Source organism: Pseudomonas sp. SG-MS2, from assembly GCF_009933855.1.
Lineage (GTDB): Bacteria > Pseudomonadota > Gammaproteobacteria > Pseudomonadales > Pseudomonadaceae > Aquipseudomonas > Aquipseudomonas putida_E.
This window is the reverse complement of record NZ_MOMO01000263.1, coordinates 1-25,876: the sequence shown is the minus strand read 5'-3', so window position 1 is coordinate 25,876 and position 25,876 is coordinate 1. Positions and strand designations below refer to the sequence as shown.

Here is a 25,876-nt window from a genome sequence, read left to right as displayed (position 1 = left end):
AACGAACGTCACCGCCAGCACATGCAGCATCAGCTGGCGGGGGCGCAGCAGCTCGAAGGCACCTACCCCTACACCCTTGAGCGCAGTGCCAAAGGCTACCGCCTGAACAAGTTCCTGCACCGCATGATCGAGCCGCAGTGGCGCCAGCGCTTCCTGAGCGAGCCCGAAGCACTGTACCGCGAGGCAGGCCTGAGCGAGGAGGAAAGCGACCTGCTGCGCCGCCGCGACTGGCGCGGGCTGATCCATTACGGGGTGATCTTCTTCGTGCTGGAGAAGCTGGGCGCCGTGCTGGGTGTGTCCAACCTGGACATCTACGCAGCCATGCGCGGGCAGAGCATCGAAGACTTCATGAAGACCCGCAACCAGCAGGTTCGCTACTCGGTCGCCGGCAAAGCGTCCAGCTGACCGACGCAGCCCGCTTGATCCTTTGGCGGCGCGCCCCGCGCCGCCACACCACTCCCTGATTCAACCTGCCCAGCGCCGATGCGCCGCTGGCGGGCAGCGCTTTGCCTATCACTGGAGAATAAAAACAATGAAATGCCTTACCCTGTACCCGCTCGCCTCCGCATTCGCACTGGCAGCCAGCCTGCCACTGCAAGCCGCAGCCGAAGGTTTCGTCGACGACGCCAAGGCCACCCTGACACTGCGTAACTTCTACATGAACCGCGACTACACGGGCACGGCGAGCCAAGGCAAAGCCGAGGAATGGACGCAAAGTTTCATCCTCGACTTCAAGTCCGGGTTCACCCCCGGCGTGATCGGTTTCGGCGTCGACGTGCTGGGGCTCTACAGCATCAAACTCGATGGCGGCAAGGGCACCGCCGGCACGCAATTGCTACCTGTTCACGACGACGGGCGCCCGGCGGACGACTTTGGCCGCACGGCGCTGGCGGGCAAGATGCGGGTCTCCAAGACCGAACTAAAGGTCGGTGAATGGTCGCCCGCCCTGCCCATCCTACGCGCCGATGACGGCCGCTCGCTGCCACAAACCTTGCAGGGCGCCCAGGTCACCTCCAACGAGCTGGCCGGCCTGAGCCTGTATGGCGGCCAGTTCCGCCAGAACAGCACGCGCAACGACGCCAGCATGCAGGACATGAGCCTGTTCACCCGCACCGCGTACACCTCGGACCGTTTCAATTTCGCCGGTGGCGAATACCGCTTCAACCAGGAGCGCACCTTGGTCGGCGCCTGGTACGCCCAGCTGGAAGACATCTACCAGCAACGCTACTTCCAGGTGCAGCATCAACAGCCGCTGGGCAACTGGGTACTGGGCGCCAACCTGGGCTACTTCTGGGGCAAGGACGACGGCGGCGCCAAGGCAGGTGAACTGGACAACCGCACCGCTTCGGGCCTGTTCTCGGCGAAGCTGGGTGGCAACACGTTCTACGTCGGCTTGCAGAAGGTCATGGGCGATGATGAATGGTTCCGGGTCAACGGCGCCAGCGGCGGCACGCTGGCCAACGACGCCTTCGGTTCAAGCTACGAAAGCGCCCGGGAACGCTCCTGGCAGGTGCGCCACGACTTCAACTTCGTGGTGCTCGGCATACCCGGCCTGACCCTGATGAACCGCTATATCCACGGTGACAACGTGCACAACGCCAGCACCCAGGACGGCACCGAGTGGGGCCGCGAAAGCGAACTGGCCTATGTGATCCAGTCCGGGCCGTTCAAGGCCCTTAACCTCAAGTGGCGCAACTCAAGCCAGCGCCGGGACTGGGGCAGCACCAACAGTTTCGACGAGAACCGGCTGATCGTCAGCTACCCGCTGAGCCTGCTGTAAAGCACCTGCCGGGCTCATGCCTGCTCGGTGATCACCTGGCGGATACAAGCCATCAGCGCGACCGCCGCCGGTGACTGCAGGCAGCCACTGCGCTGCATGAGGCCGATTGCGCGGGCAGTACCGGGCAGTGCCAGCGGCAGGCGTTGCAGCTCGCCGCTGGCAATCTCGTACGCCAACTGGTGCGCAGACACCGCCGCCAGCATGTCTGAACGCACCAGCAGGCCACGGATAACCGCCAGATCAGCGCTTTCCACCACCGGCCACGGCGCTGCCAAACCAGCGGCGGCGAAGCAGTTGTCAAGCAGCCCGCGCGCCGGCGACCCGGCCCGCGGCAACACCCAGCGCGCCTGGTGCACGCCCTTGAGCGTCAGGTGTGTGTGCAACAACGGGTGCCCGCGGCGGGCCAGCAGCACCATTTCCTCGTTGATGAGCGGCTCGCCCACCAGGTCGCTGGCATAGTCGTGAGGCCGCAAGGCGCCTAGCACGAAGTCCACATCCCCTACCCGCAATTCGGTTGCCAGCAGGTCGAACGGGCTTTCGTTGGTCACCACCCGGACCTGTGGATGCTGGGCGGTAAAACGCAAAATGGCCTCCGGCAGAATGCGCGAGCGGCCCAACGGCAACGCGCCGACATGCACCACCCCGCGCAGGGTGCCTTGCATCGCACTCAGGTCACTGTCCATGTGGCGCAACTCGTTCAGCGCCCGGCGGATGGGGAAAAGAATGTCCCGGCTGGCCACAGTGGGCTGCAGGCCGCGCGACGTGCGCACGAACAAGGGCTGCCCGCACCCGCCTTCGAGCACTTTCAACGCAGCACTGACGGCCGGCTGGCTAAGGCCGAAGTGCCGCGCCACGGTTTGCATGTGCCGTGTTTCACAGAGTTTCACGAACACCTGCAGGCGCCGCGCCTGAAACAGATACAGGGGCTCGCCCTGCGCGGTGCCCAGCAACCCCGGCACACCGTCCAGTTCCGCCAGCACCCGCTGTGCACGCGGCAGCAGGCATTCGCCATAGTCGGTCAGGCGCATGCCATTGGCATGGCGCTCGAACAGCGGCACAGCGAACCGCGCCTCCAGCTCGGCGATGGCGCGGGTGACCACGGACTGAGCACGGAACAACACCTGCGTTGCCCGCGAAACGCTGCCCAACTCGGCGACCCGGATGAACGCACGTACTTGCATCAGGTTGGGCAGTTCGACGTCGATCATAAGGCTTCCCCGGCGCTCGGCTCGTGACTGGGGCGACTATGCCCCTACCCCGCTTGCCAGGCAATAAATAAAACGCATAGCCGTTGCAAGTGAACGCATTAGTGCAGTGCGCAGGCCGATGACATCCTGCGTCAACCCCCACTGCAGGAGCCTACGAACAATGAATACCCCACAAAAAGCCGCCCTGGTGGTCAGTGCACATTCGGCCGACTTTGTCTGGCGTGCCGGTGGCGCCATTGCGCTGCACGCTGAGCAAGGCTATGCCATGCACGTGGTTTGCCTGTCGTTCGGTGAGCGTGGCGAGTCTGCCAAGCTGTGGCGCAAGGGTGAAATGACCGAAGCCAAGGTCAAGGATGCACGCCGTGAGGAAGCCATGGCAGCAGCCGAAATCCTCGGCGCCAGCGTGGAATTCTTCGATATCGGCGACTACCCGATGCGCGCCGACAAGGACACCCTGTTCCGCCTGGCCGATGTGTATCGCCGGGTACAACCGGAGTTCGTGCTCAGCCATTCGTTGAAAGACCCCTACAACTACGACCACCCGCTGGCCATGAACCTGGCCCAGGAAGCCCGCATCATCGCCCAGGCCGAAGGCTACAAGCCGGGCGAGAAGATCGTTGGCGCACCGCCCGTGTACGCCTTTGAGCCGCACCAGCCCGAGCAGTGCGAATGGCGCCCGGACACCTTCCTGGACATCACCCCGGTGTGGGACAAAAAGTATGCCGCCATCCAGTGCATGGCCGGCCAGGAACACCTCTGGGAGTACTACACCCGCGTGGCCCTGCAGCGCGGCGTGCAGGCCAAGCGTAACGTGGGCATCACCAGCGCACGCAACATCGTCTACGCCGAAGGCCTGCAGAGCGTGTTCCCACGGGTGACGGAGAACCTGGCATGAGCGGGCTGATCGGCAAGGCCGGCATCGTGGTACGTAATATCCCGCGCGTCGAGCAGGAACTGATCGACGCCTTGGGCCGGCTGGGCGTGGCCACGGTGCATGAGGCCCAAGGTCGCAAGGGGCTGCTCAATACCGCCGTGCGCCCCATCCAGCAAGGTGTGGCAGTGGCCGGCAGCGCGGTTACCGTGCTGGTGGCCCCTGGCGACAACTGGATGTTCCATGTGGCCGTGGAGCAGTGCCGGCCGGGCGATGTACTGGTGGTGGCGCCCAGCTCGCCGTGCACCGATGGCTATTTCGGCGACCTGCTGGCGACCTCGCTGCAGGCCCGCGGCGTGCGCGGCCTGGTGATCGACGCGGGCGTGCGCGACAGCCAGACCCTGCGCGACATGGGCTTTGCCGTGTGGTCGCGCGCCATCAACGCCCAAGGCACGGTGAAGGAAGTGCTGGGGTCGGTGAACCTGCCGCTGCTATGCGCCGGGCAGCTCGTCAATGCCGGCGACATCGTGGTTGCCGATGACGACGGCGTCGTGGTGGTGCGCCATGGCGAAGCCCAGGCGGTACTCGAAGCCGCCACCCAACGCGCCGACCTGGAAGAACGCAAACGCCTGCGCTTGGCCGCCGGCGAGCTTGGCCTGGACATTTACGAGATGCGCCCGCGCCTGGCAGCCAAGGGCCTGCGTTATGTCGAGCACCTCACTGACCTGGAAGGCTGAACATGGGCCAGACCCGCATACCTTGCCTGCTGATGCGTGGCGGCACCTCCAAGGGTGCCTATTTTCTGCATGACGACCTGCCCGCCCCTGGCCCGCTGCGTGACCGCGTGCTGCTGGCGGTGATGGGTTCACCCGATGCCCGGCAGATCGACGGCATTGGCGGCGCCGACTCGCTCACCAGCAAAGTCGCCATCATCCGCGCCTCGCAGCGCGATGACGCCGACGTCGACTACCTGTTCGCGCAGGTGGTGGTGGACGAAGCGCGGGTGGACTACGGGCAGAACTGCGGCAACATCCTGGCCGGCGTCGGGCCCTTCGCCATCGAGCGCGGCCTGGTGGCCGCCAGCGGCGCGAGCACACCGGTGCGCATCTTCATGGAAAACACCGGGCAGCTCGCCGTCGCCCAGGTGCCGACCACCGATGGCCAGGTGGAGTATGCCGGCGATACCCGTATCGATGGCATGCCGGGCCGGGCGGCGGCGCTGGTGGTGACGTTTGCCGACGTGGCCGGGGCCAGTTGCGGAGCGCTGCTGCCCACCGGCAACAGCCGCGACCGGGTCGATGGGGTGGAAGTGACCTGCATCGACAACGGCATGCCGGTGGTGCTGCTGCGTGCCGAAGACCTTGGCGTGACCGGCTACGAGCCGTGCGAAACGCTGGATGCCGACAGTGCACTGAAAACGCGCCTGGAAGCCATCCGCCTGCAACTGGGCCCACGCATGAACCTGGGTGATGTCAGCCAGCGCAATGTGCCAAAGATGTGCCTGCTGTCGGCGCCGCGCAACGGCGGCACGGTCAATACCCGCTCGTTCATTCCGCACCGTTGCCATGCGTCCATCGGGGTGTTTGGCGCGGTGAGTGTCGCCACGGCCTGTTTGATCGAAGGGTCGGTTGCACAGGGGCTTGCCGGCACGTGCGGCGGTGATATCCAGCGTTTGGCGGTGGAGCATCCTAGCGGCGAATTTACAGTGGAGATCAGCTTGGAACGTGGCGTGATCACGGGGTGCGGGTTGGTGAGGACGGCGCGTTTGCTGTTTGATGGCGTTGTGTGTGTTGGGCGGGATGTATGGGGTGGGCCGCAGCAGTGCTTGCCACAGTTTCTTCAGCACCCTTGAGGTCGAGCGCCGCCCGCGCGGCGCATCAAAACTCAAGAAAAAAACTGCTTCGGTTGCAAAACTGAAGATTTTTGCATCCCAGACAAGAAAATTTCACCACAATGCTCAGAACTTAAGAAAAAATACCAAGCACAGATCACGAACGAAGTGAAAAAGAAACCGGCATAATCGCGAACGCAGCTGCTTGCCGCCCAGCGCTCAGCCGCTCAGCCGCAACAGGGCGCAGAGCCACAGACGGATGCATAGTGTTGGGTCGGAGAGCGTCTATTCATGGAACGAAAAGCAAGCCACGCAGCCACCCCCGACTGGGTCATCCGTAGCGCTCACCCTGGCAGTGTGGAACGGATCGAAGCGTGGTTCGGTAGCCACGGCTACGACCCTCACCGTCACGACACATACTCGATCGGCCGCACCCTCGCCGGCGTGCAGAGCTTTCACTACAAAGGGGCGCTGTGCCACGGCCTACCGGGTAATACGCTGGTCCTGCACCCTGACGAGGTGCACGACGGCATGGCCGGGACTGAAGCGGGCTTTCGCTACCGCATGGCCTACATCGACCCGGCGCTGATCCAGAACGTGCTCGGCGGTGAGCCGTTGCCCTTCATTGCTGGCGGGCTGTCCAGCGACCCGCGTCTGTACCGCGCCAGTGAAGCCTTCGTGCAAGCACTGGACCACCCGCTGGATACGCTGGAGGAGCAGGACGCCGTGTACGACCTGGCGATGGCGTTGCGTGCGGTGGGCGGTAAGCCACGCGGCCGCAAACGCCTGGATTACCGCGCGGCCGAGCGCGCCAGGGCATTCATCATGGAGCACCTCCACCTGGGCATCACCCTGCAGATGCTGGAGCAGGCCAGCGGCCGCGAACAATGGAGCCTGTCCCGCGACTTTCGCGCCCTCTACGGCACCAGCCCCTACCGCTTTGTGACCCTGCGGCGCCTGGACACTGTGCGCAGGCTGATGCTCGATGGCTTCACCTTGGTTGATGCAGCCCTGGCGGCAGGCTTTCACGACCAGAGCCACATGACACGCCACTTCACACGTAGCTATGGCGTGCCACCGTTGCGCTGGCTGGAGCGCTTGCGACCTGCCCGCTGACGTGCAGGATCGTACAAGAACGCCTTGTGTAGGTTCGATAGGCTGGCCACTTCAACCCATGAGGATCCGCCATGTCCAACTCCAACCCGCAACTTGCAACATGCCCTGTAAACCTTGCCCAGAAAGCTTCGCTGATCGACCAGCAGTGGAGCCCGAGAGTGGTCGCCGAAATGAACGACTACCAGTTCAAGGTTGTGCGAATAGAAGGTGAATTCATCTGGCATTCACACCCGGAAACCGACGAAGCGTTTCTTGTGCTCGAAGGCACCTTGCGCATCGATTTACCGGAGGGCTGCGTTTATGTGAACCCGGGCGAGTTGTATGTGGTGCCACGTGGGGTGGAGCACAGGACAGCGGCGCAGGGCGAAGCAAAACTGATGATGATCGAGCCGCGAGGCGTTCTGAATACCGGTCATGAAGGTGGGGAGCGCACCGCTGTGAACGACGTCTGGATCTAAGCGCTGGAAATCACTCATCAAGGAGTGCTTCTGGTTTCAAAAATCCATTGCTATCACAAGTGCACTGAGCAGCAAACAGAGGCTTGCGACAGCCGTCAAATGGACTCGCATCGGCATGAACCACCCAGGCACACTTTGCGCCAGTTGGCGATCCTGCCAAAGATGACCGATAAAACCAAAGGTCAACACCAAACAACCCAATGGCACAGGTAGCAGCGTGCCAACCCAACCGATCAGGGCCGGTATGACGCTCCACACGAGCCGCTCGCGACGCTGCTTGGCGAGCAAACCCTCTAACGTCATGGCGAAACCCCAGTGCAGAGCACCGACGAAGCTCAATATCACAGCGCCATAGCTGACCAGCATGATCGAGGCAAAACCTCGGTATTCAGCAAAAAAAACGATGAGCAGCGTCAAACCAACAAACGGCAGCAAGCCACCGTAACCCAGCACTGCAAAGCGGCTTGAAGGTAAAGCAGCAGTGACTGAACTCATTTGGACACCCCTTGGCGACAGCTCAGCATCGCGTGTCAATTGTGTCGGCCAATGAGGTTGAGGAATTCGTGGCGAGTCGAAGCGGAGTCGCGAAACTCACCTAACATCACCGATGAAATCATCACCGAGTTCTGCTTCTCTACACCGCGCATCATCATGCACATGTGCTTGGCTTCAATCACGACTGCAACCCCTGCGGCATCCGTGACTTCCTGAATGGCATAGGCAATTTGCCGCGTCAGGTTTTCCTGTATCTGTAAACGACGGGCAAACATGTCAACAACGCGCGCGACCTTGGAAAGCCCCAATACGCGCCCTGTTGGCAGGTACGCGACATGAGCTTTGCCAATGAAGGGCAACATGTGGTGTTCGCATAACGAGTAGAGTTCTATGTCACGAACGACGATCATTTCATCGTTTTCACTCTCGAACAAAGCGCCGTTCACGACCTCTTGAAGATTCTGGCCATACCCGTTGCACAAGTACTGCATCGCTTTGGCCGCACGCTTGGGCGTTTCCAGGAGCCCTTCGCGCTGCGGGTTTTCACCAACGCCGACAAGGATTTCATGATAGTGCTCGGCTAACGAATGTGACATTTGGACTCCTCACCGCTACAGCGGTGCCCGCCATCGGGATGTGGTAGCCAGGCCAAGTGTGGCCTCAACCGGCAGAACAGCCTGTAGAAAACTGAAAACAGGGGGCGTAACGGGCGCCAGGACAGTGGCGCGACCCACCCTCCCACATCGGCAGCCCGCCAACTCCACAAGGTGGCGTCCAAGCCTGTGACCCAGTGCCCGTTCGCGAACCTTGCATGCAGGCATGACCTCAGTTGCTCAACCGACAAGCTCAATGCCTCTGCATCGAAATCATCAGCACTGATGTCAACCAGAATGAGCTTTGCCTCGGTCGATTTCCTGCGCAGGAACGCTATCTCCCTGGCGCACAAGGGACAAGCGCCATCGAAGTACAGCGTCAGGGGCCACTTACAATACATGTACAACCTCTCATCTTTGTACAGGTTTTTGTATAAGTTAGCCGAAACCAGGAAAATCGCAATATAGCCGTACACCTGGCTGTCGCACGCCGCTGTCACTGACCTTTGTGCTCAGGTGATCACTTCACCTTCACCACGACCTTACCTTTGGCTCTACCTTCGGCCACGTATGCCAGTGCATCAGCTGTCGAGCCCAACGCGAAGGCGCGATCCATCACGGGCTTGATGACCCCGGCTTCAACCAGCCTGGCCAGCTCAGCCAGTTGCGCACCACTCGCCCTCATGAACAGAAACTTGTAGTTGACGCCCTTGTGCTCCGATTTTTTCCTGATCCCTCGGCTGATCAAGCGAACGACCTGCCTGAACAGCCAGGAAAGGCGAAGCTGTTCTGCGAACTCGGGGGTGGGTGGGCCTGAGATGGAAATCAACTGACCACCCGGCTTCAATACATGGAGAGATTTTTCGAGAACGTCACCGCCCAGTCCGCTGAGCACGACATCGTAATCACTCAGCTGCGACTCGAAGCGCTGCGTCTTGTAATCGATCACCACGTCCGCACCCAGCGCCTTGACCCACGACACGTTGCCGGTACTCGTGGTTGTGGCAACGAATGCTCCCAGGTGCTTGGCGACCTGAATGGCGATGCTACCGACGCCACCGGAGCCGGCCTGGATCAGAACCTTCTGGCCCGGTTGGACCTTGGCCATTTCCGCCAACGCCTGCCAGGCCGTGAGAGCCACCAATGGCAGCGAGGCCGCTTCTTCCATGTTCAGGTTGGCAGGCTTGAGTGAAACAGCAGATTCGCTGACCGCCACGAACTCGGCGAAGCCACCCATACGCGCCTGGTCTACCCGTGCGTAGACTTCGTCCCCTACCCGGAAACGACTGACTTTCCCTCCGACACGTTTCACAGTGCCAGCAACATCGTTACCCAGGATCAGAGGCATCTTGAACGGCAGGACCAGCTTGAACTCGCCCCTCCTGATTTTGATATCGAGGACGTTCACGCTTGCGGCATGAACCTCAACCAGAACGTCGAAATCATCCACCCGGGGCTCTGGAACTTCAGTGATATCACCAACGACGTCTTTGCCGTAGCGATCGATCAGAAACGCTTTCATGTTCTTAAAATTCCAAAAATATAGACGTGCCCGATGGGCTGGGTCATCGGGCAAGGCGCTGCCTTACTCTTCCAGGAACTGAAGGGCGTGTTTCAGGAAGCGCTCAGGGAACTGGAAGTGCGCGGCGTGACCGGAGTCAGGGTAGATCAGCAACTGGGCATCTGGAATGTTCTGTACCAGGTGCCACGAATTGATCGAAGGGATCATGACGTCGTCGACGCCATTGACCACCAAGGTAGGCTGCCTGATTTCGTTGAGGTAAGAAAAGCGGTTCTCACCCTGTGCCGACTGGACATAGGCTGCAAATGCAGCGCCCTGAGCCATTGCCACCTCAACCGAGCTTGGGGTGTCCTGATCGGCACGCTGGTTGCGCCGTTCCCAGAACGCCAGGCCCGCTTTCCTGGCAGCTTCCGAGCGACCGAAGAAGAGGAACAGGAAGTTTTCGATGGTGGGGACGGGGTTCGAAGCGGCCTCTCTCACACCCTCTGCCATGCTCGGATCACCACCGCGCAGACCGGTGCCGAGCAGCACAAGCTTGCGCACCAACCCAGGGTGACGCAGTGCCACTTCCTGAACCTGCAAGCCACCGATGGAGAAACCAAGCAGGTCGACCTGGGTCAGCCCCAAGGCCTTGATGGCTGCTGCAATGTCATCCGCCATTTGCTCAATGGTGGTGGCCGGAGTGCCCGACGATGAAGCCACACCTCTACCGTTCAGCAGGATCACTTCGCGCCCCGCCGCCAGACCATCAGTGATGATCGGATCCCAGTGGTCGAGCCCGCCACGGAAATGGGCAATGAAGACCAGCGGCACACCAGAAGGGTTGCCCCAGCGGCGGTAGGTGAACGTGTCGCCGCCTACTTCAACTGTGCGGGTCGGAACGGTGAGATGGGTATGGCTCATGACGGTTTGCTCTTTCAGTGGAAGATACGACCTAATGATGATGATCGTAATCGAAACCGTCAACGCCTTTGATGATGAACATCATCAATGTATGCTATTGGTTGGCTTGATAGCAGAGAGAGCAACGAAATGAAGGTCACAAAGGCCCAGGCACAAGCTAACCGAGCGCATATCGTGGAAACGTCTTCCAGGCTGTTTCGCGAGCGCGGCTATGACGGCGTCGGTGTTGCAGACCTCATGGCTGCCGCCGGCTTCACCCATGGCGGGTTTTACAAGCACTTCAAGTCCAAGGCAGATTTGATGGGCGAAGCAGCTACTTGCGGGATCAACAAGACGGTCGAGCAGATGCAGGGCATCCAACTGGCCGACTTCGTCAATTTCTACCTGTCCCGCGAGCACCGCGATGAGAAAGGCAATGGCTGCACGCTAGCGGCGCTGGGCGCAGACGCTGCACGCCAGCCCAATGAGATCAAAGCTGCTTATGGCGCTGGGATCGAAGAATTGCTGGAGGTTTTACAAGGCAAAAATGAAGAGCCTGGCGCAAGCCGTGCTGAAATCATCGATACCTTCGCACATGCCCTCGGCGCCTTGGTTCTGTCTCGCGCCTGCCCGGACGACTCTCCACTGGCTGATGAAGTGCTCAGCGTTTGTCGTGAGAAGATTCTGGGCAAGCTGGGGTCCTGAGGCTGTTGCGGATTCCATGCCATTTCGATCCGATTGTTCACCACCCTCTGGCTGGCGACGGGCGTAGAGCGATTGCCGTAGCGGTCTCCAAGGCCGCCCCAGAGGTTGCAAGGCACCTCAGGTACTAGGTGAACCTGGGGCGGCTCACGCCTCCTCAGGCGAGACAATCAGCTTCAGGCACTTCAGGAACAGCGGCCGGTATTCATCAGGCAACCGTTCCAGCAATTTCCTTTCCACTTCGGCATCACGCGGCAGTACGCGCTCCAGCAGTTCAGCGCCTTCATTGCCCAAATACAACTGGTACGCACGCTGGTCGCTCTTGGCGCTGGTGCGCACCAGCATGCCGCTGGCGCACAGCCTCTTGACCATTTCAGCAACAGTGTTGCGATCCATGAACAAATGGCCGGCCAGTGCGTTCTGGGTCAGGCCAGGGTGCTGCGACACCACAATCAATGCGGCTTTCTGTCTGGGGGTGATCGACTCTCCGGCGAACGCTGTGTTGAACCGTTCCTCCGCCATGAAGTGAGCCCGCCTCAGCAGGTGGGAAACGATGTCTTCAAGGTGAAATTGATCGACAAGCGCCTGGCTTTGCGGGGAGAGTTTTGCGGGAGAAGGCGTGCGTATGGGCGGCATTGGTTGTCCGGTCATTCCTTGCGGGTTGCGATCCTTGGGATCGATGACTGTGTACGTGCACGTACTATTTGTCTGGCAAATCAGCCAGTTAAGTATTGGCGCTTCGCCAGGAGGATTCAAGTCTGAGTAAAATGCCAGTGCACGTACGATTTTAGCCGGGGAATTGTCCTACAAATCGATTGACAGCATCTCTTTCCAGCCATAGGATTTATCTCGTTTAGGACGTATACGTACTTAAAGAGAACAAAAAATGTCTTCCTCGACCTCTGCGGCAACACATAGCGCGTGGACCCCCCTGATCAGCCGGACGCTACCCGCACCGCATTTTGCTTACAGCCCCGTGGTATCGGCAGGTGGCTTCATCCACGTTTCTGGCATGGTTGGGCTCGACCCAGCCCATGGCGGCCTGGTGGTAGGCGGCATGGCCGCAGAAGTTAGGCAGATCCTGGCCAACCTCAAAGGCCTGTGCGATGAATTGGGAATAGCCCTGGAGCAATTGATGCTGGCGCGGATCTACTGCGCCGACTTTGGCCAATTCGGCCTGATCAATCAGCACTGGGAGGCGTTCTTCCAGGGTGCGACCCCTCCTGCACGTACCAGTGTAGGGGTAACGGCGCTTCCGCTGGGTGCGCTGGTCGAGATGGAATTCCAATTCGCGGTCGATCCTTCACTGCCCTGATACAAACAATAAAACCAGGAGAAGCCACATGGCAAACGGTGAAATTATCAGCGGGTTTCTGGCCCCCCACCCACCCCATATCCTCTATGCAGAGAACCCTGTGCAGAACGAGCCGCGTGCCAAGGGTGGCTGGGAACAATTGCGCTGGGCCTACGAACGGGCGCGCGCGAGTGTCGAGGCGCTCAAGCCGGATGTGCTGTTGGTGCATTCGCCACACTGGATTACCTCTGTGGGACACCACTTCATTGGGGTCGAGCACCTGGCCGGCCGCTCGGTCGACCCCATATTCCCCAACCTGTTCCGCTTCGACTACTCGATAAAGTTCGATGTGGAACTGGCCGAGGCTTGCTGCGAAGAAGGACGCAAGGTGGGCCTGCAGACCAAGATGATGCGCAACCCTCGATTTCGCGTCGACTACGGCACTATCACCACGCTGCACATGATCCGCCCGCAGTGGGACATCCCGGTGGTATCGGTTTCGGCCAACAACACGCCGTATTACCTGAGCATGGAAGAAGGCCAGGTGGAGATGGATCTACTGGGCAAGGCCACTCGCGAAGCAATCATCAAGTCTGGCAAACGTGCGGTGCTGCTGGCCTCCAATACCCTGTCGCATTGGCACTTCCACCAAGAGCCAGAGCCACCGGAAGACATGACCAAGGAGCATCCGCAGAGCCAGCTGGGTTACCAGTGGGACATGCGCATGATTGACCTCATGCGCCGCGGGGAGATGAAAGAAGTGTTCCGCCTGCTGCCGCAGTTCATTGACGAGGCCTTCGCCGAACTGAAGTCCGGCGCGTTCACCTGGATGCACGCAGCCATGCAGTACCCGGAATTGGCGGCGCAACTGCACGGCTACGGGACGGTGATCGGCACCGGCAACGCGGTGATGGAGTGGAACCTCGTCAAGGCCGGCCTCGCTCGTGCCGCGACCCAAGCCATCTGAACGCTTCAATCCCGTCTTATTTCTCAGGTGAAACGACCATGACTGTTGTATCGGCCTTCCTGGTTCCTGGCAGCCCACTGCCCCAGCTGTGCCCCGACGTGCCCAACTGGCAGCGTTTTCAGCGTGCAATGCAACAGGCAGGCGTCGCGTTGAAGGCCTCTGAGCCGGACGTGGTGCTTGTCTACTCCACCCAGTGGTTCGCAGTGCTGGATGAAATCTGGCTGACCCGTCGACGCAGCCAAGACATTCACGTCGACGAAAACTGGCACGAATTCGGTGAGCTGCCCTATGACCTTTACAGCGATGTGACGCTGGCCAACGCCTGCATCGAAGCATGCCGTGCCCAAGGCGTGAATGCCCGTGGCGCTGACTACCAAGGCTTCCCGATTGACACTGGCACGATCGTCGCTAGCACCGCACTGGGTGTGGGCACTGAAGGGCTGCCACTGGTGGTGGCGTCCAACAATCTCTATGACAACGCCCAAGCCACCGAAAAACTGGCGGCGATCGCCGTGGCCTGCGCTGCCGAGCAGGACAAGCGTGTGGCAGTGATCGGGGTTGGCGGCTTGTCCGGCAGCCTGTTCACCAAGCCAATCGAACCCTGCGACGACCGCATCGTACACACCGAGGAAGATGCCTGGAATCGTCAGGTGCTGGCGCTGATTGAGACCGGTGACGTCGATGGGCTGCGGGAGGCGCTGCCCACCTACGCTGCACAGGCCCGAGTCGATATGGGCTTCAAGCATTTCCATTGGCTGCTCGGTGCGCTAGGCGGGCGCTTCCAGGGAGCCAAGGTTCATCACTACGGCGCGTTGTATGGCAGTGGTGCCGCCGTGGTGGAGTTTTACCCCTGTTGACTTGTATGCAGCAGCGCAGCCGCTAGCGCTGCCCTGCCAAGTGCGCCGACCCGGCGGTAGCCACGGCCGTCAAGCGTACTGATCGAACCATTCACCCAGGACCGTTTGCGTTGCCCGAGCAACGCAAGCAGCGCTTGCCTGCGCCCGCGATTCGCCGGGCCAGGCCTGCAGCAATCACGCGAGCCCGCCACAGCTCGCTGTCAGCCGAGTCATCGAGGTCAGTCATGAAACACTATCGCAATTACGTAAATGGTCGTTGGGTCGAGAGCCCAAATACCTTCGAAGATATCAGCCCGGTCGACGGCTCCCTGGTAGCCCTGGTCCATGAGGCTGACGGGGACCTTGTGGACGAAGCGGTCAAAGCCGGGCATCGTGCCGTTGCCGGCGCCTGGGGCCGTACCACTGCGGCCGACCGTGTGGCCGTGCTGCGCAAAATTGCGGACGAAATGGAACGCCGCCAGGCGGACTTCCTTGCCGCCGAGATGGCCGACACTGGCAAGCCGTTGTCCATGGCCTCCGTGATCGACGTGCCGCGTGGCATCGCCAACTTCCGCACCTTCGCAGACATACTCGCTACCGCATCGCTGGACAGCCATCGCCTGGACCTGCCAGATGGCGCCTACGCGCTCAACTACGCAGCCCGCAAGCCCTTGGGTGTGGTCGGGGTGATCTCGCCCTGGAACCTGCCGCTGCTGTTGCTGACGTGGAAGGTTGCGCCCGCACTGGCCTGTGGCAACGCCGTGGTGGTCAAACCTTCGGAAGACACCCCTGGCACCGCAACACTACTGGCCGAGGTGATGCAAGCCGCCGGCGTACCGGATGGCGTGTTCAACCTGGTACATGGCTTCGGCCCGAATTCGGCGGGCGAATTCATTTCGCGCCATCCGGACATCAGCGCCATCACCTTCACCGGCGAATCGCGTACCGGCACCACCATCATGCGCGCCGCCGCCGAAGGGGTTAAGCCGGTGTCGTTCGAGCTCGGTGGCAAGAACGCGGCGATCATCTTCGCCGACTGCGACTTCGACAAGATGATCGACGGCATGATGCGCGCGCTGTTCCTCAACAGCGGGCAGGTCTGCCTGTGCTCGGAGCGGGTGTATGTCGAACGCCCGCTGTTCGAGCGCTTCTGCACTGCCCTTGCAGAGCGCATCAAGACAATGAAGGTTGACTGGCCTCACGAAGCCGCGACCCAGATGGGGCCGCTGATCTCGTCCAAACACCGCGACAAGGTGCTGAGCTACTTCGAACTGGCCCGCCAGGAAGGCGCAACCTTCATTGCCGGTGGCGGCGTGCCACGCTTTGGTGACGCGCGCGACAACGGCGCATGGGTCGAACCGACGGTAATTACGGGCCTGCCGGATGATGCGCGCTGCGTGCGCGAGGAGATCTTCGGACCCATCTGCCACATTTCCCCGTTCGACAGCGAGCGCGAAGTCATCGCCCGCGCCAACGACACCCGCTACGGCCTGGCCGCGACGGTATGGACCAGCAACCTGAGCCGCGCGCACCGCATCAGCGAAGCCATGCGGGTGGGCATCAGCTGGGTGAACACCTGGTTCCTGCGCGACCTGCGCACGCCGTTCGGTGGCGCCGGCTTGTCCGGTATCGGCCGCGAGGGCGGCATGCATTCGCTGAATTTCTATTCGGAACTGACCAACGTCTGCGTGCGCATTGACCAGGAGAGCGAACAATGACCGAACGACATCAACAGGTGGCCGACCTGCTCGACCAAGCGGCAAGAAGTGGTAAACCGGTGTCGCCGGTGCGCGATCAGCTTGATGCCATCGCCGACGCCTACAAGGTGCAGCAGCTCAATACCCAACGCCAGGTGAGTGCCGGGCGACGTATCACCGGGCGCAAGATCGGTCTGACCTCGCACTCGGTGCAGCAGCAGCTGGGTGTGAATCAGCCTGACTTCGGCACACTGCTCGATAGCATGGAAATCAGCGACGGCGAGACGATCGCCTGGCCCCGCCTCATGCAGGCCAAATGTGAGGCTGAGGTGGCGCTGGTACTGGAACACGACCTGGACCGCGAGCAGATCGTGCTCAGCGACCTGCTGGCGGCTACCGCCTATGTGTTGCCGGCCATAGAAGTGGTCGGCAGCCGCATCGCCGACTGGAACATCAGCATCCTCGACACCATCGCCGATAACGCCTCGGCAGGGCTGTACGTGCTCGGCCAGCGGCCAGTGAAGCTCGGTGAGCTGGACCTGCGCCTGGCCGGCATGGTCATGGAGCGCCGAGGCGAGCCGGTTTCATTCGGCGTAGGGGCCGCGTGCCTTGGCCACCCGCTCAATGCTGCACTCTGGCTGGCCCGTACCCTGGTCGAGGCGGGCACCCCGCTGCGGGCCGGCGACGTGGTGCTCAGCGGTGCATTGGGGCCAATGGTAAGCGTTGCGCCCGGTGATGTTTTCGAGGCACGTATCCAAGGTTTGGGCAGTGTCCGGGCCTGTTTCGATTCCGCTAGCTGAGGTGATCTGCATGAAAATTGAACGTATTGCCAAGCGCCTCGACGATGCCGCCCTGTACGCCCAGGCCACGTTGCAATTAGGCGGCGAAGATACCGTGACCCTGGAAGAGGCTTATGCGGTTCAACGCCTGCTGATCGAGAAGCGCCTGGCCCGTGGGGCGCGCCAGGTGGGCGTCAAAATGGGCTTTACCAGCCGCGCCAAGATGGCGCAGATGGGCGTGTCCGACCTGATCTGGGGGCGGCTGACCTCAGATATGTGGATCGAGGAAGGGGGCAGCATCGACCTGTCTCGCTACGTGCACCCGCGCGTCGAACCAGAGGTGTGTTTCTTGCTGGGCAAGCGCCTTGAAGGGCACGTTACGCCGCTGCAGGCCCTGGCCGCTGTGGAAGCGGTGGCGCCGGCACTGGAGGTGATCGACTCGCGCTATTGCAACTTCAAGTTCTCGCTGCCCGCCGTGGTGGCCGACAACGCCTCATCGTCCGGCTTCGTGGTCGGCGGCTGGCAGCGCCCGGACACTGACCTGGGCAACCTGGGGCTTGTGATGAGTTTCGATGGCCGCGCGGTGGAGATGGGCAGCACGGCGGCGATCCTCGGCGCGCCTGTACGCGCACTGGTAGCAGCAGCGCGCCTGGCGGCGCAACAAGGCGAGGCGCTCGAGCCCGGCAGCCTGGTACTGGCCGGTGCGGCGACGGCGGCCGTGGCGCTTCGCCCAGGCGTAGCGGTGCGCTGCGAATTTCAGGACTTGGGAAGCGTAGCGTTTGAAACGCTGCGCGAGGAATAAGCCATGAGCGACAAATCGCAGACCCACGCCCGGGTAGTAGACGGCAAAGCCACACCGCTTGGGGCCTTCCCCCACGTCAAGCGTGCCGGTGACTTCCTGTTCGTCTCTGGCACCAGCTCGCGGCGCCCGGACAACAGCATCGCCGGTGCAGAGCCGGACGCCTCTGGGCGCATACGCCCATGCATCGAAGCACAGACCCGCGAGGTGCTGAACAACATCCGCGACATCCTGTGCAGTGTCGGTGCCGACCTGGAGGACGTAGTGGAAGTGTGCAGCTATCTGGTCAACATGAACGACTTCTCCCAATACAACCAAGTGTACGGGCAGTTTTTCGATGCCGACGGACCGACCCGCACCACCGTCGCCGTGCACCAGCTGCCGCATCCGCATCTGGTCATCGAAATCAAGGCTGTGGCCTACAAGCCGCTGCGCTGAACCAACTCGTAGATGTGCAGATATCACCCGATACGGTTGTCTGCACTGCAAAGGAGAAGAACAGATGTCATCTACTCGCATACCGGTAGCGATCATCGGCTCTGGCAACATTGGCACCGACCTGATGATCAAGATCCTTCGCTGCTCCGATACGCTTGAGGTGGGAGCCATGGTGGGTATCGACCCGGCATCAGACGGTTTGGCCCGCGCTGAGCGCCTCGGTGTACCCACCACCGCAGGCGGGATCGACGGGCTGCTCGCGCTGCCCAATTTCAAGGAAATCCGCATCGCCTTCGATGCCACCTCCGCTGGGGCGCACAAGGTGCATGACAGCAAGCTGCGTGCCCATGGGGTACGCATCATCGACCTCACCCCTGCAGCCGTCGGCCCGTATGTCGTCCCGGTGGTGAACTTCGCCGAGCATGCCCACGAGCCGAACCTGAACATGGTCACCTGCGGCGGCCAGGCGACCATCCCGATCGTGCATGCGGTGGCGGGCGTGGCGCCGGTGCATTACGCCGAGATCGTCGCGGCAATCTCCAGTAAGTCGGCCGGCCCCGGCACCCGTGCCAACATCGACGAATTCACCGAGACCACCTCACGCGCCATCGTCGAGGTCGGCGGCGCGGCGCGCGGCAAGGCGATCATCGTACTCAACCCGGCCGAGCCGCCATTGATCATGCGCGACACGGTGTATTGCTTCGTGCCACTGGACGCCGACACCCAAGCCATCGTCGACGCGGTCGAGCAGCGCGTGGCCGAGGTTAACCGCTACGTGCCGGGTTACCGCCTCAAACAACACGTCCAGTTCGAGCACTTCACCGAGAACAACCGGCAGAACATCCCTGGCCTTGGCTGGAGCACCGGCATCAAAGTCGCGGTGTATCTCGAAGTGGAAGGTGCCGGGCACTACCTGCCGGCCTACGCCGGCAATCTGGACATCATGACCAGCGCGGCGCTGACCGTCGCTGAACGTATCGCCCAGGCGCAGTTCACTGATCAGGGGTTGTGAAGATGATCGACACGAACAAAAAGATCCATATCTCAGACGTCACCCTGCGCGACGGTATGCATGCCGTGCGTCACCGCTACAGCCTGGAACAGGTCGCGTGCATCGCTCAGGCCCTGGACCAAGCCGGCGTCGACAGCATTGAGGTCGCCCATGGCGATGGCCTGCAGGGTTCGAGCTTCAATTACGGCTTTGGTGCCCATACCGACCTTGAGTGGATCGCCGCGGTAGCCGCAGTGGTGCAGCGCGCCCGTATCGCCACGTTGCTGCTGCCGGGCATTGGCACTGTGCACGACCTCAAGGCCGCCTACGATGCTGGCGCGCGGATCGTGCGCGTGGCCACCCACTGCACCGAGGCCGATGTCTCGCGCCAACACATCGAATACGCCCGGTCCCTGGGCATGGACACCGTGGGCTTCTTGATGATGAGCCACATGCAGACCCCGGCTGGCCTCGCCAGGCAGGGCAAAATGATGGAAAGCTACGGTGCACAATGCATCTACGTTGTGGATTCCGGTGGCGCGATGAACATGTGGGACATCGCCGAGCGCTTCAAGGCCTTGAAGGACGTGCTTGACCCAGCGACGCAGACCGGCATGCACGCCCACCACAACCTCAGCCTGGGCGTGGCCAACAGCCTGGTCGCCCTGGAGCACGGCTGCGATCGCGTCGATGCCAGCCTGACCGGCATGGGCGCCGGGGCCGGCAACGCACCGCTCGAGGTATTCGCAGCCGCCGCCGAGCGCATGGGCCTGAACCACGGCTGCGACGTGAAAAAGCTGATCGATGCCGCCGAAGACATTGTCCGCCCCCTGCAGGAACGGGTGGTGCGGGTAGACCGGGAAACGCTGGCCTTGGGTTATGCAGGGGTCTATTCAAGTTTCCTGCGCCATGCCGAGGCGGCCGCGGCCAAATACGGCCTGTCGACTTTCGACATTCTGGTTGAACTGGGCAAGCGCCGCATGATCGGTGGCCAGGAAGACATGATCGTCGATGTCGCCCTGGATTTGCTCAATCAAGGATGAACACTGCCACTTGGCAAAAATTCAATGAACTTGTGAACATCAATGTGCATGACAGGAAAGGCTTATAATGATTAACAAGACCGCTATTTCTTTGTTGCTGGCTTCTGTCGCCATGAATATCAGTGCGGCCGAACATAATATTGTTTGTAAAAGCCCACTGCCTGTACCTGCCCCGCAGGAGGAATGGTCGCTGTTCCAAGATACGGTAAAGCGTGCACCTGCGGTGATGGGTGACGTCCACCGTGAGTTTTATGGAAAAGGCTTGGACAACTTTGGGGACCTTCGTTTGCCGCAGGGCGAAGGGCCCTTCCCCGTGGTGATTGTCGTCCATGGCGGGCGTTGGAGCGCTGATGTAGGCCTGGATTACATGGCGCCAGTCGCTGATATGCTGACCAAGGCGGGTTTTGCAACGTGGAACATCGAATACAGCCGGGTAGGCAGCTATGGCGAATGGCCCAACTCCTTCAAATCCGTTGCGGGGGCTGCTGATCATTTACGCGAACTGGCCAAAAAATACCCCTTGGATCTCAGAAGAACCGTGACACTCGGCCATTCTTCGGGGGGGCATTACGCTTTATGGTTGGCTGGGCGAAATCTGTTAAAGGCGGACTCTGAGCTCTATGTGAAAAACCCTTTGTCGATCAGCGGCGTGCTGGTGCTGGACGGGGTTGTTGACCTGGCATGGCATGCTCAACTCCCTCGCGGCAAAGACATACAGCCGAAAGTGCTAGGCCACGTTCAGGGAAAGGAATTGCAGGCGCGACTTCAGGAAGTATCGCCCACCCAGATGCCAATCATAAAGGTACCGCAGGTTTTCATTACAAACCAAAGCGACCGTTTTCCGTCCGTTCTTGATTACGTGAAGCGTGCCACCGCCGCTGGAGCCAACTCGAAGTATGATGCCCTGTGTTCTTCCAATCATTTTGTGCCCGTAGACACATCCAATGACGAAGTGACAAAAAAGATCATCGAATACACGACCGAACTCGCCCAATAAAAAAAGTATTAGCCCGGCGCAATCGCACGCCGGGATAACCACCTACCCTGCCTTTCCAAATAATAACAATCGAGGGCTACCTCTATGTCTGTCCGCATAAAAAACGTGGTCGCCATGTCATGCTTTTTACCTGGAGTGGTTTGTTGCTTTGAAGCACTGGCCGAGGCGAAAAGCGGTTTCTTCGAGGGAAGCTCTCTTACACTTGATACCCGCCAGTGGTATTCCAAGGAAATCGGGAGACGCAACACCGTATATCGGTATAAAACGGACGAAGGCCCGCAGGTTTCGCATGACCGAGTGGCCTGGCAGCAAGGTTTCAAATTGGGATTCGAGTCCGGCTACACCTCGTGGCCCGTGGGGGTAGGACTGGACCTTGCTGCCTATTCTGTCGTCGCGTTAGAACGCGACACGGGTGACGCTGCGGGGGGTAGTAACAGAATGCTGGTGAACAGCGATGGCGATGTACAACCTACATGGAGTCGCTTGGGCGTTGCCGCAGTCAAGTTGCGAGCCGCCGAGACCGACGTAAAAATCGGCCGTCATCAGGTGGCCACGCCTGTCATGAATTTTTCGGATACTCGTACTGTTCCTGCCTCTTTCGACGGGCTGTCGGTTGAAAGCTCATCCTTTGATGGCCTGGTGTTAAAGTCTGGTTACTTCTCAAAAATGGCGCCACGTTATGCTGCAGGCACCGAAGACATCGGACTGCAATACGCCATGCGCCCGGTCACCAGTGATTGGACCGCTTATTTTGGCGGGGACCACACTAGCGCGAACGGCTTGAAAACCAGTGTTTATATTTCGCGCATTCAGGATATTTGGGACAGGCAATATTTTGGCCTGGCACAGACATTCCAATCGAAAGGGCTCACCACATCGGTGAAGCTATCGATGTACAATACGAAATCAAGCGGAAAGGAAGAAGCTGGCCATATCGATCAGCAGGCATTTGGTCTGGCCATCACCCCGCGCTTCAAGAACCACTCAGTGGAATTCGGCCTTCAGAAAATTGTGGGTGATGAATTCTTTGACTTCGCGAAAGAGTCAAATGCCATTGAGCTACCGAACACCATGGTTTCTTACTTTAACGGCCCGAACGAAACCTCCTTTCAGGTCAAATATATAAATGACTGGGCTGCTTACGGCGTTCCTGGATTTAAAAGCATACTCTGGCACACCCGGGGCTGGGGTATTGATGGAACGGGCTATGACGGGGGCCCAAAGGGGGTTTACACGGCTTCGCTGCTTCAGGACAACGAACGCCATAACGAAACCGGCCTTTTAGGGAGTTACACATTTCAATCTGGCGAATTAAAGGGTGGAAGTATTCTTGCAGGCTACGCGTGGCACCGCGCAAGCAGCCACCAGGCCGAGGGTAACTTTGATGAGCTGAGGGTTATTCTCAGAATGCCCTTTTCTATTTTCTAAGTGATAACGCTGCCCTATTGCCCGCTGGCGTTATCTTGCGCAGGGCCTGTACGCGCCTAAAGCGGCGCGTACAGGCTCAAGCGGGTATTTCCGTGACCCTGGCGGGCCCCTTACCAAGGGGCTGGCCTTCGAGAGTTCGTGCCTGGAGCATGCCTGCATGACAACCTTTCTTTACAACGACTTCACCACCACCGCCCAACTCGACGAGCAATACGACATCGAGGCCTCGGTGACGGATTTCGACGGCTATGTGCGGGAGTTCATCGCGCAAAGCCAGGCCGTGCGCGCCGAACTGCCCAACCAGTTGGACGTGCCCTACGGCCCGACCCTGGACGAGACTTTCGATGTGTTCTTCCCGCCACAGGGCGTCACCGAGGCGCTGCGCCCGGCGGTGTTCTTTGTCCATGGCGGCTACTGGCGAGCGACCACCAGCAAGGAGTGGAGCTACGTCGCCAAGGGCCTGGCCGCGCAAGGCGTGGTCACGGTTGTGGAGAATTACACCTTGGCGCCGAAGGTCGCCATCGCCGAGATCGTGCGCCAGCACCGCGCGGCGTTCAGCTTCCTGTGGCGCAACGCCGAACGGTTCGGCATCGACCGTGAGCGCATCGTCGTGGTCGGCCATTCGGCAGGCGCCCATGGCGTGGTCGAGCTGCTGGCTACCGACTGGGTCGGCGACTATGGCTTGCCCGCACAGCCCTACTTGGGCGCCATCGCGGTCAGCGGGGTGTATGACCTGCGCCCGCTGCCGCACACCTTTCTGGCAAGGACGCTGGATTTTACCTGGCAGTCGGCCGAGGCTCTGAGCCCGATCCTGCACATTCCCCGGAAACTGGCACCTCTGATGCTGCCCTACGGGCTTCGTGAGACAGCCGAGTTCCGTCGCCAGACCATCGACTATGCCCAAGCCTGCATCGAGCGGGGCATGCCTGTGGAGCTGCTGGCACTGGATCTGGACCATTTCAATATCCTCGACGATCTGGCCGCAGGAAGCGGACCAATGTTTCAGCGGATCATTGGATGGCTGGGGATGGACGCGAGACCGATGTGACTTGCAAGGCCTGAACAACACCTTGTTACATCCGAAGGATTAGAGCCCGAGAAACAGGACCGACTCATAATTGGCTGGGCCAATACCTGGCATAGCTCACCCGGCGTCTGCCAGCGGGTCGCAAAGAGTTACAGTTTTACTGTATGCTTGCGCCCGCATCCTCCCTTGAGCTACAGGAACATCAGCATGACTGTACTCCAGACGATCTACTGGCAGCCTACGCCGCCTTAGCGCTACGCCCCCTCGCAACACCCTGCTCCGCTAGCCTCGCTCGCGGGCGCACTCTGCTGTACGCCTGGTTTCTCACCTTAAGCACACAGCAAAAAAATCCTCAAAATTTGAATATGTATCGGTTCGCACGCCACTGCATTGGCGTGCGCGATGCTTTGCCTTGGATATTTTCTATGCTGCAAAACCTTAGACAAACGTGGTTTTCCAACGTCCGCGCAGATGTGCTCGCGGGCATCGTTGTCGCACTTGCGCTGATACCTGAAGCCATCGCGTTTTCCATCATCGCCGGCGTCGACCCCAAGGTTGGCCTGTACGCATCCTTTTGTATCTGTGCTGTCATCGCCTTCGTCGGTGGACGCCCCGGCATGATTTCGGCAGCAACCGGCGCAATGGCACTGCTGATGGTCACGCTGGTGAAAGAGCACGGGCTGCAATACCTGTTGGCTGCGACCTTGCTATGCGGGGTTCTCCAGATTCTTGCCGGTTACCTGAAGCTTGGTTCCCTGATGCGCTTCGTCTCGCGCTCAGTGGTGACCGGTTTTGTGAATGCTCTGGCGATACTGATTTTCATGGCGCAGCTACCTGAGCTGACCAACGTCACCTGGCATGTCTATGCCATGACAGCAGCAGGCCTTGGCATCATCTATCTATTCCCTTATGTGCCCAAGCTCGGCCAACTGATCCCCTCCCCCCTGGTGTGCATCCTGACCCTGACCGCAATTGCCATTTATCTCGGCCTGGATATCCGTACCGTGGGTGACATGGGCCAACTGCCGGACACGCTGCCGATTTTTCTCTGGCCTGAGGTGCCACTGAACGTTGAAACCCTGCGCATCATCTTCCCGTACTCAGCAGCCCTGGCCGTAGTAGGCCTGCTTGAGTCCATGATGACCGCAACGATCGTCGATGACCTGACCGACACCACCAGCGACAAGAACCGAGAATGCAAGGGGCAAGGCATCGCCAACATAGCTGCCGGGATGCTCGGCGGCATGGCTGGCTGCGCCATGATCGGCCAGTCGATCATCAACGTGAAATCCGGTGGGCGCACCCGTCTCTCGACACTGTGTGCCGGTGTTTTCCTGCTGCTGATGGTGGTATTTCTCGGCCAATGGCTCTCCAGAATCCCTATGGCGGCACTTGTCGCAGTCATGATCATGGTGTCCATCGGCACCTTCAGCTGGGATTCCTTGCGCAACCTGAAAGACCATCCGCTTTCTACCAACCTCGTCATGATAGCCACCGTCGTGGTCGTCGTGGCCACTCACAACCTGGCCTACGGCGTACTGGTAGGCGTGCTGCTGGCCGCCCTCTTCTTTGCGAACAAGGTCGGGCACTACCTGGACATCAACAGCACACTGGACGAAGCGCGATCGCAGCGCACTTACCACGTGGTCGGCCAGGTGTTCTTCAGCTCTGCGGACAAGTTCACCGAAGTGTTTGACTTCAAGGAAGCGCTCGCCAAAGTCACCATCGATCTCACACAGGCGCATTTCTGGGACATCACCGCCGTTGCAGCGCTGGATAAGGTCGTGATCAAGTTCCGCCGTGAAGGCGCTGAGGTTGAAGTGCTCGGCCTCAATGAAGCCAGCGCAACCATCGTTGACCGCTTCGGCGTGCATGACAAGCCCGGTGCCATCGACAGACTCATGAGCCACTGAGAAGAAAACAGATTCTGGTGAGCAACACGGCTGCGGCGATGCTGTGGCCATCCAGGACGATGATTGGACGGTGACGAGCTCAGGCGATACATACTGTTGCTACTGACCACGAAGAAAATCAGATTCAACCCCTTTCCTGTAGGGCACTTCCCAAAGATACTGCCGCCGCCCATTTTTCGTTGCACATGGCCAATGTGGATTCTAGTCTC

27 protein-coding genes and 1 pseudogene are annotated in these 25,876 nt (G+C 60.4%); 21 read left to right on the top strand and 7 right to left on the bottom strand.

Features of this window, described 5'->3' with window-relative positions:
• A pseudogene (locus BLX42_RS25395) lies at nt 1–405 on the top strand (gallate dioxygenase); the annotation flags it as partial.
• Nucleotides 406–532: 127 nt separating this feature from the next.
• Nucleotides 533–1,780, top strand: coding sequence for an OprD family porin (locus BLX42_RS25390; protein WP_161872904.1), 1,248 nt, complete (start codon nt 533–535; stop codon nt 1,778–1,780).
• A 14-nt stretch (nt 1,781–1,794) separates the two neighbouring features.
• On the opposite strand, the gene BLX42_RS25385 is transcribed toward BLX42_RS25390, so the two are convergent.
• Nucleotides 1,795–2,988, bottom strand: coding sequence for a LysR family transcriptional regulator (locus tag BLX42_RS25385; protein ID WP_161872903.1), 1,194 nt, complete (start codon nt 2,986–2,988; stop codon nt 1,795–1,797).
• Nucleotides 2,989–3,106: 118 nt separating this feature from the next.
• On the opposite strand from BLX42_RS25385, the gene galB reads away from it, so the two are divergent.
• The 5 genes from galB (at nt 3,107) to BLX42_RS25360 (ending at nt 7,264) form a co-directional block, all read left to right on the top strand.
• Nucleotides 3,107–3,883, top strand: coding sequence for a 4-oxalmesaconate hydratase (galB, locus tag BLX42_RS25380; protein ID WP_119688716.1), 777 nt, complete (start codon nt 3,107–3,109; stop codon nt 3,881–3,883).
• Complete coding sequence (locus BLX42_RS25375; RefSeq protein ID WP_161872902.1) at nt 3,880–4,596, top strand: 4-carboxy-4-hydroxy-2-oxoadipate aldolase/oxaloacetate decarboxylase; 717 nt, start codon at nt 3,880–3,882, stop codon at nt 4,594–4,596. Before galB ends, BLX42_RS25375 begins: the two co-directional genes overlap by 4 nt.
• A gap of 2 nt (nt 4,597–4,598) precedes the next feature.
• On the top strand, nt 4,599–5,711 hold the full coding sequence (locus BLX42_RS25370; RefSeq protein WP_161872901.1) for a 4-oxalomesaconate tautomerase: 1,113 nt from the start codon (nt 4,599–4,601) through the stop codon (nt 5,709–5,711).
• A gap of 270 nt (nt 5,712–5,981) precedes the next feature.
• A complete protein-coding gene (locus tag BLX42_RS25365; RefSeq protein ID WP_119688713.1) occupies nt 5,982–6,806 on the top strand; it encodes an AraC family transcriptional regulator in 825 nt (274 codons plus the stop codon).
• Nucleotides 6,807–6,877: 71 nt separating this feature from the next.
• Entirely contained in the window at nt 6,878–7,264 is a 387-nt protein-coding gene (locus BLX42_RS25360; RefSeq protein ID WP_046787094.1) for a cupin domain-containing protein, read from the top strand.
• Nucleotides 7,265–7,300: 36 nt separating this feature from the next.
• On the opposite strand, the gene BLX42_RS25355 is transcribed toward BLX42_RS25360, so the two are convergent.
• The 5 genes from BLX42_RS25355 to BLX42_RS25335 form a co-directional block, all read right to left on the bottom strand.
• Nucleotides 7,301–7,759: a DUF3429 domain-containing protein gene (locus tag BLX42_RS25355; RefSeq protein WP_161872900.1), complete on the bottom strand. Its 459-nt coding sequence runs from the start codon at nt 7,757–7,759 to the stop codon at nt 7,301–7,303.
• A 35-nt stretch (nt 7,760–7,794) separates the two neighbouring features.
• Entirely contained in the window at nt 7,795–8,355 is a 561-nt protein-coding gene (gene folE / locus BLX42_RS25350; protein WP_161872899.1) for a GTP cyclohydrolase I FolE, read from the bottom strand.
• Nucleotides 8,340–8,753: a thiol-disulfide oxidoreductase DCC family protein gene (locus BLX42_RS25345; RefSeq protein ID WP_161872905.1), complete on the bottom strand. Its 414-nt coding sequence runs from the start codon at nt 8,751–8,753 to the stop codon at nt 8,340–8,342. The genes folE and BLX42_RS25345 overlap by 16 nt, the downstream gene beginning before the upstream one ends.
• Before the next feature lie 119 nt (nt 8,754–8,872).
• Complete coding sequence (locus BLX42_RS25340; protein WP_161872898.1) at nt 8,873–9,874, bottom strand: NADP-dependent oxidoreductase; 1,002 nt, start codon at nt 9,872–9,874, stop codon at nt 8,873–8,875.
• Nucleotides 9,875–9,937: 63 nt separating this feature from the next.
• Nucleotides 9,938–10,777 carry an alpha/beta fold hydrolase gene (locus BLX42_RS25335; protein ID WP_161872897.1) on the bottom strand — a complete coding sequence of 280 codons (840 nt, stop codon included), beginning with the start codon at nt 10,775–10,777 and terminating at the stop codon, nt 9,938–9,940.
• A 129-nt stretch (nt 10,778–10,906) separates the two neighbouring features.
• On the opposite strand from BLX42_RS25335, the gene BLX42_RS25330 reads away from it, so the two are divergent.
• Nucleotides 10,907–11,461 carry a TetR/AcrR family transcriptional regulator gene (locus tag BLX42_RS25330; protein ID WP_039601372.1) on the top strand — a complete coding sequence of 185 codons (555 nt, stop codon included), beginning with the start codon at nt 10,907–10,909 and terminating at the stop codon, nt 11,459–11,461.
• 144 nt (nt 11,462–11,605) lie between these two features.
• Here BLX42_RS25330 and BLX42_RS25325 read toward each other — a convergent pair whose 3' ends face one another.
• The gene (locus BLX42_RS25325; RefSeq protein ID WP_039601371.1) at nt 11,606–12,094 is read right to left on the bottom strand and encodes a MarR family winged helix-turn-helix transcriptional regulator; all 489 of its coding nucleotides are present in this window, start codon (nt 12,092–12,094) and stop codon (nt 11,606–11,608) included.
• Nucleotides 12,095–12,344: 250 nt separating this feature from the next.
• On the opposite strand from BLX42_RS25325, the gene BLX42_RS25320 reads away from it, so the two are divergent.
• The 13 genes from BLX42_RS25320 to BLX42_RS25260 all read left to right on the top strand — a co-directional run bounded on the left by BLX42_RS25320 (nt 12,345) and on the right by BLX42_RS25260 (nt 25,667).
• Nucleotides 12,345–12,773: a RidA family protein gene (locus BLX42_RS25320; RefSeq protein WP_161872896.1), complete on the top strand. Its 429-nt coding sequence runs from the start codon at nt 12,345–12,347 to the stop codon at nt 12,771–12,773.
• 28 nt (nt 12,774–12,801) lie between these two features.
• Complete coding sequence (locus BLX42_RS25315; RefSeq protein ID WP_046787098.1) at nt 12,802–13,719, top strand: tRNA U-34 5-methylaminomethyl-2-thiouridine biosynthesis protein; 918 nt, start codon at nt 12,802–12,804, stop codon at nt 13,717–13,719.
• Nucleotides 13,720–13,757: 38 nt separating this feature from the next.
• The gene (locus tag BLX42_RS25310) at nt 13,758–14,576 is read left to right on the top strand and encodes a tRNA U-34 5-methylaminomethyl-2-thiouridine biosynthesis protein (RefSeq protein WP_161872895.1); all 819 of its coding nucleotides are present in this window, start codon (nt 13,758–13,760) and stop codon (nt 14,574–14,576) included.
• Between the two features lie 224 nt (nt 14,577–14,800).
• The gene (locus BLX42_RS25305) at nt 14,801–16,273 is read left to right on the top strand and encodes a 2-hydroxymuconic semialdehyde dehydrogenase (protein ID WP_161872894.1); all 1,473 of its coding nucleotides are present in this window, start codon (nt 14,801–14,803) and stop codon (nt 16,271–16,273) included.
• Complete coding sequence (locus BLX42_RS25300) at nt 16,270–17,052, top strand: 2-keto-4-pentenoate hydratase (protein ID WP_161872893.1); 783 nt, start codon at nt 16,270–16,272, stop codon at nt 17,050–17,052. The genes BLX42_RS25305 and BLX42_RS25300 overlap by 4 nt, the downstream gene beginning before the upstream one ends.
• 10 nt (nt 17,053–17,062) lie before the next feature.
• The gene (locus tag BLX42_RS25295) at nt 17,063–17,833 is read left to right on the top strand and encodes a 2-keto-4-pentenoate hydratase (RefSeq protein WP_039601368.1); all 771 of its coding nucleotides are present in this window, start codon (nt 17,063–17,065) and stop codon (nt 17,831–17,833) included.
• A gap of 3 nt (nt 17,834–17,836) precedes the next feature.
• Nucleotides 17,837–18,268, top strand: a complete 432-nt coding sequence (locus BLX42_RS25290; RefSeq protein WP_161872892.1) for a RidA family protein — start codon at nt 17,837–17,839, stop codon at nt 18,266–18,268.
• 64 nt (nt 18,269–18,332) lie between these two features.
• Complete coding sequence (locus BLX42_RS25285; protein WP_012313898.1) at nt 18,333–19,280, top strand: acetaldehyde dehydrogenase (acetylating); 948 nt, start codon at nt 18,333–18,335, stop codon at nt 19,278–19,280.
• Nucleotides 19,281–19,282: 2 nt separating this feature from the next.
• Nucleotides 19,283–20,302 (top strand): 4-hydroxy-2-oxovalerate aldolase, encoded by a 1,020-nt coding sequence (dmpG, locus tag BLX42_RS25280; RefSeq protein WP_161872891.1) that lies wholly within the window; start codon nt 19,283–19,285, stop codon nt 20,300–20,302.
• 67 nt (nt 20,303–20,369) lie between these two features.
• On the top strand, nt 20,370–21,299 hold the full coding sequence (locus BLX42_RS25275; RefSeq protein WP_161872890.1) for an alpha/beta hydrolase: 930 nt from the start codon (nt 20,370–20,372) through the stop codon (nt 21,297–21,299).
• Between the two features lie 84 nt (nt 21,300–21,383).
• Complete coding sequence (locus BLX42_RS25270; protein WP_161872889.1) at nt 21,384–22,727, top strand: OprD family outer membrane porin; 1,344 nt, start codon at nt 21,384–21,386, stop codon at nt 22,725–22,727.
• Between the two features lie 157 nt (nt 22,728–22,884).
• Nucleotides 22,885–23,775 carry an alpha/beta hydrolase gene (locus BLX42_RS25265; protein WP_161872888.1) on the top strand — a complete coding sequence of 297 codons (891 nt, stop codon included), beginning with the start codon at nt 22,885–22,887 and terminating at the stop codon, nt 23,773–23,775.
• Between the two features lie 404 nt (nt 23,776–24,179).
• Nucleotides 24,180–25,667 (top strand): SulP family inorganic anion transporter, encoded by a 1,488-nt coding sequence (locus BLX42_RS25260; RefSeq protein WP_161872887.1) that lies wholly within the window; start codon nt 24,180–24,182, stop codon nt 25,665–25,667.
• Nucleotides 25,668–25,876: the final 209 nt, after the last annotated feature.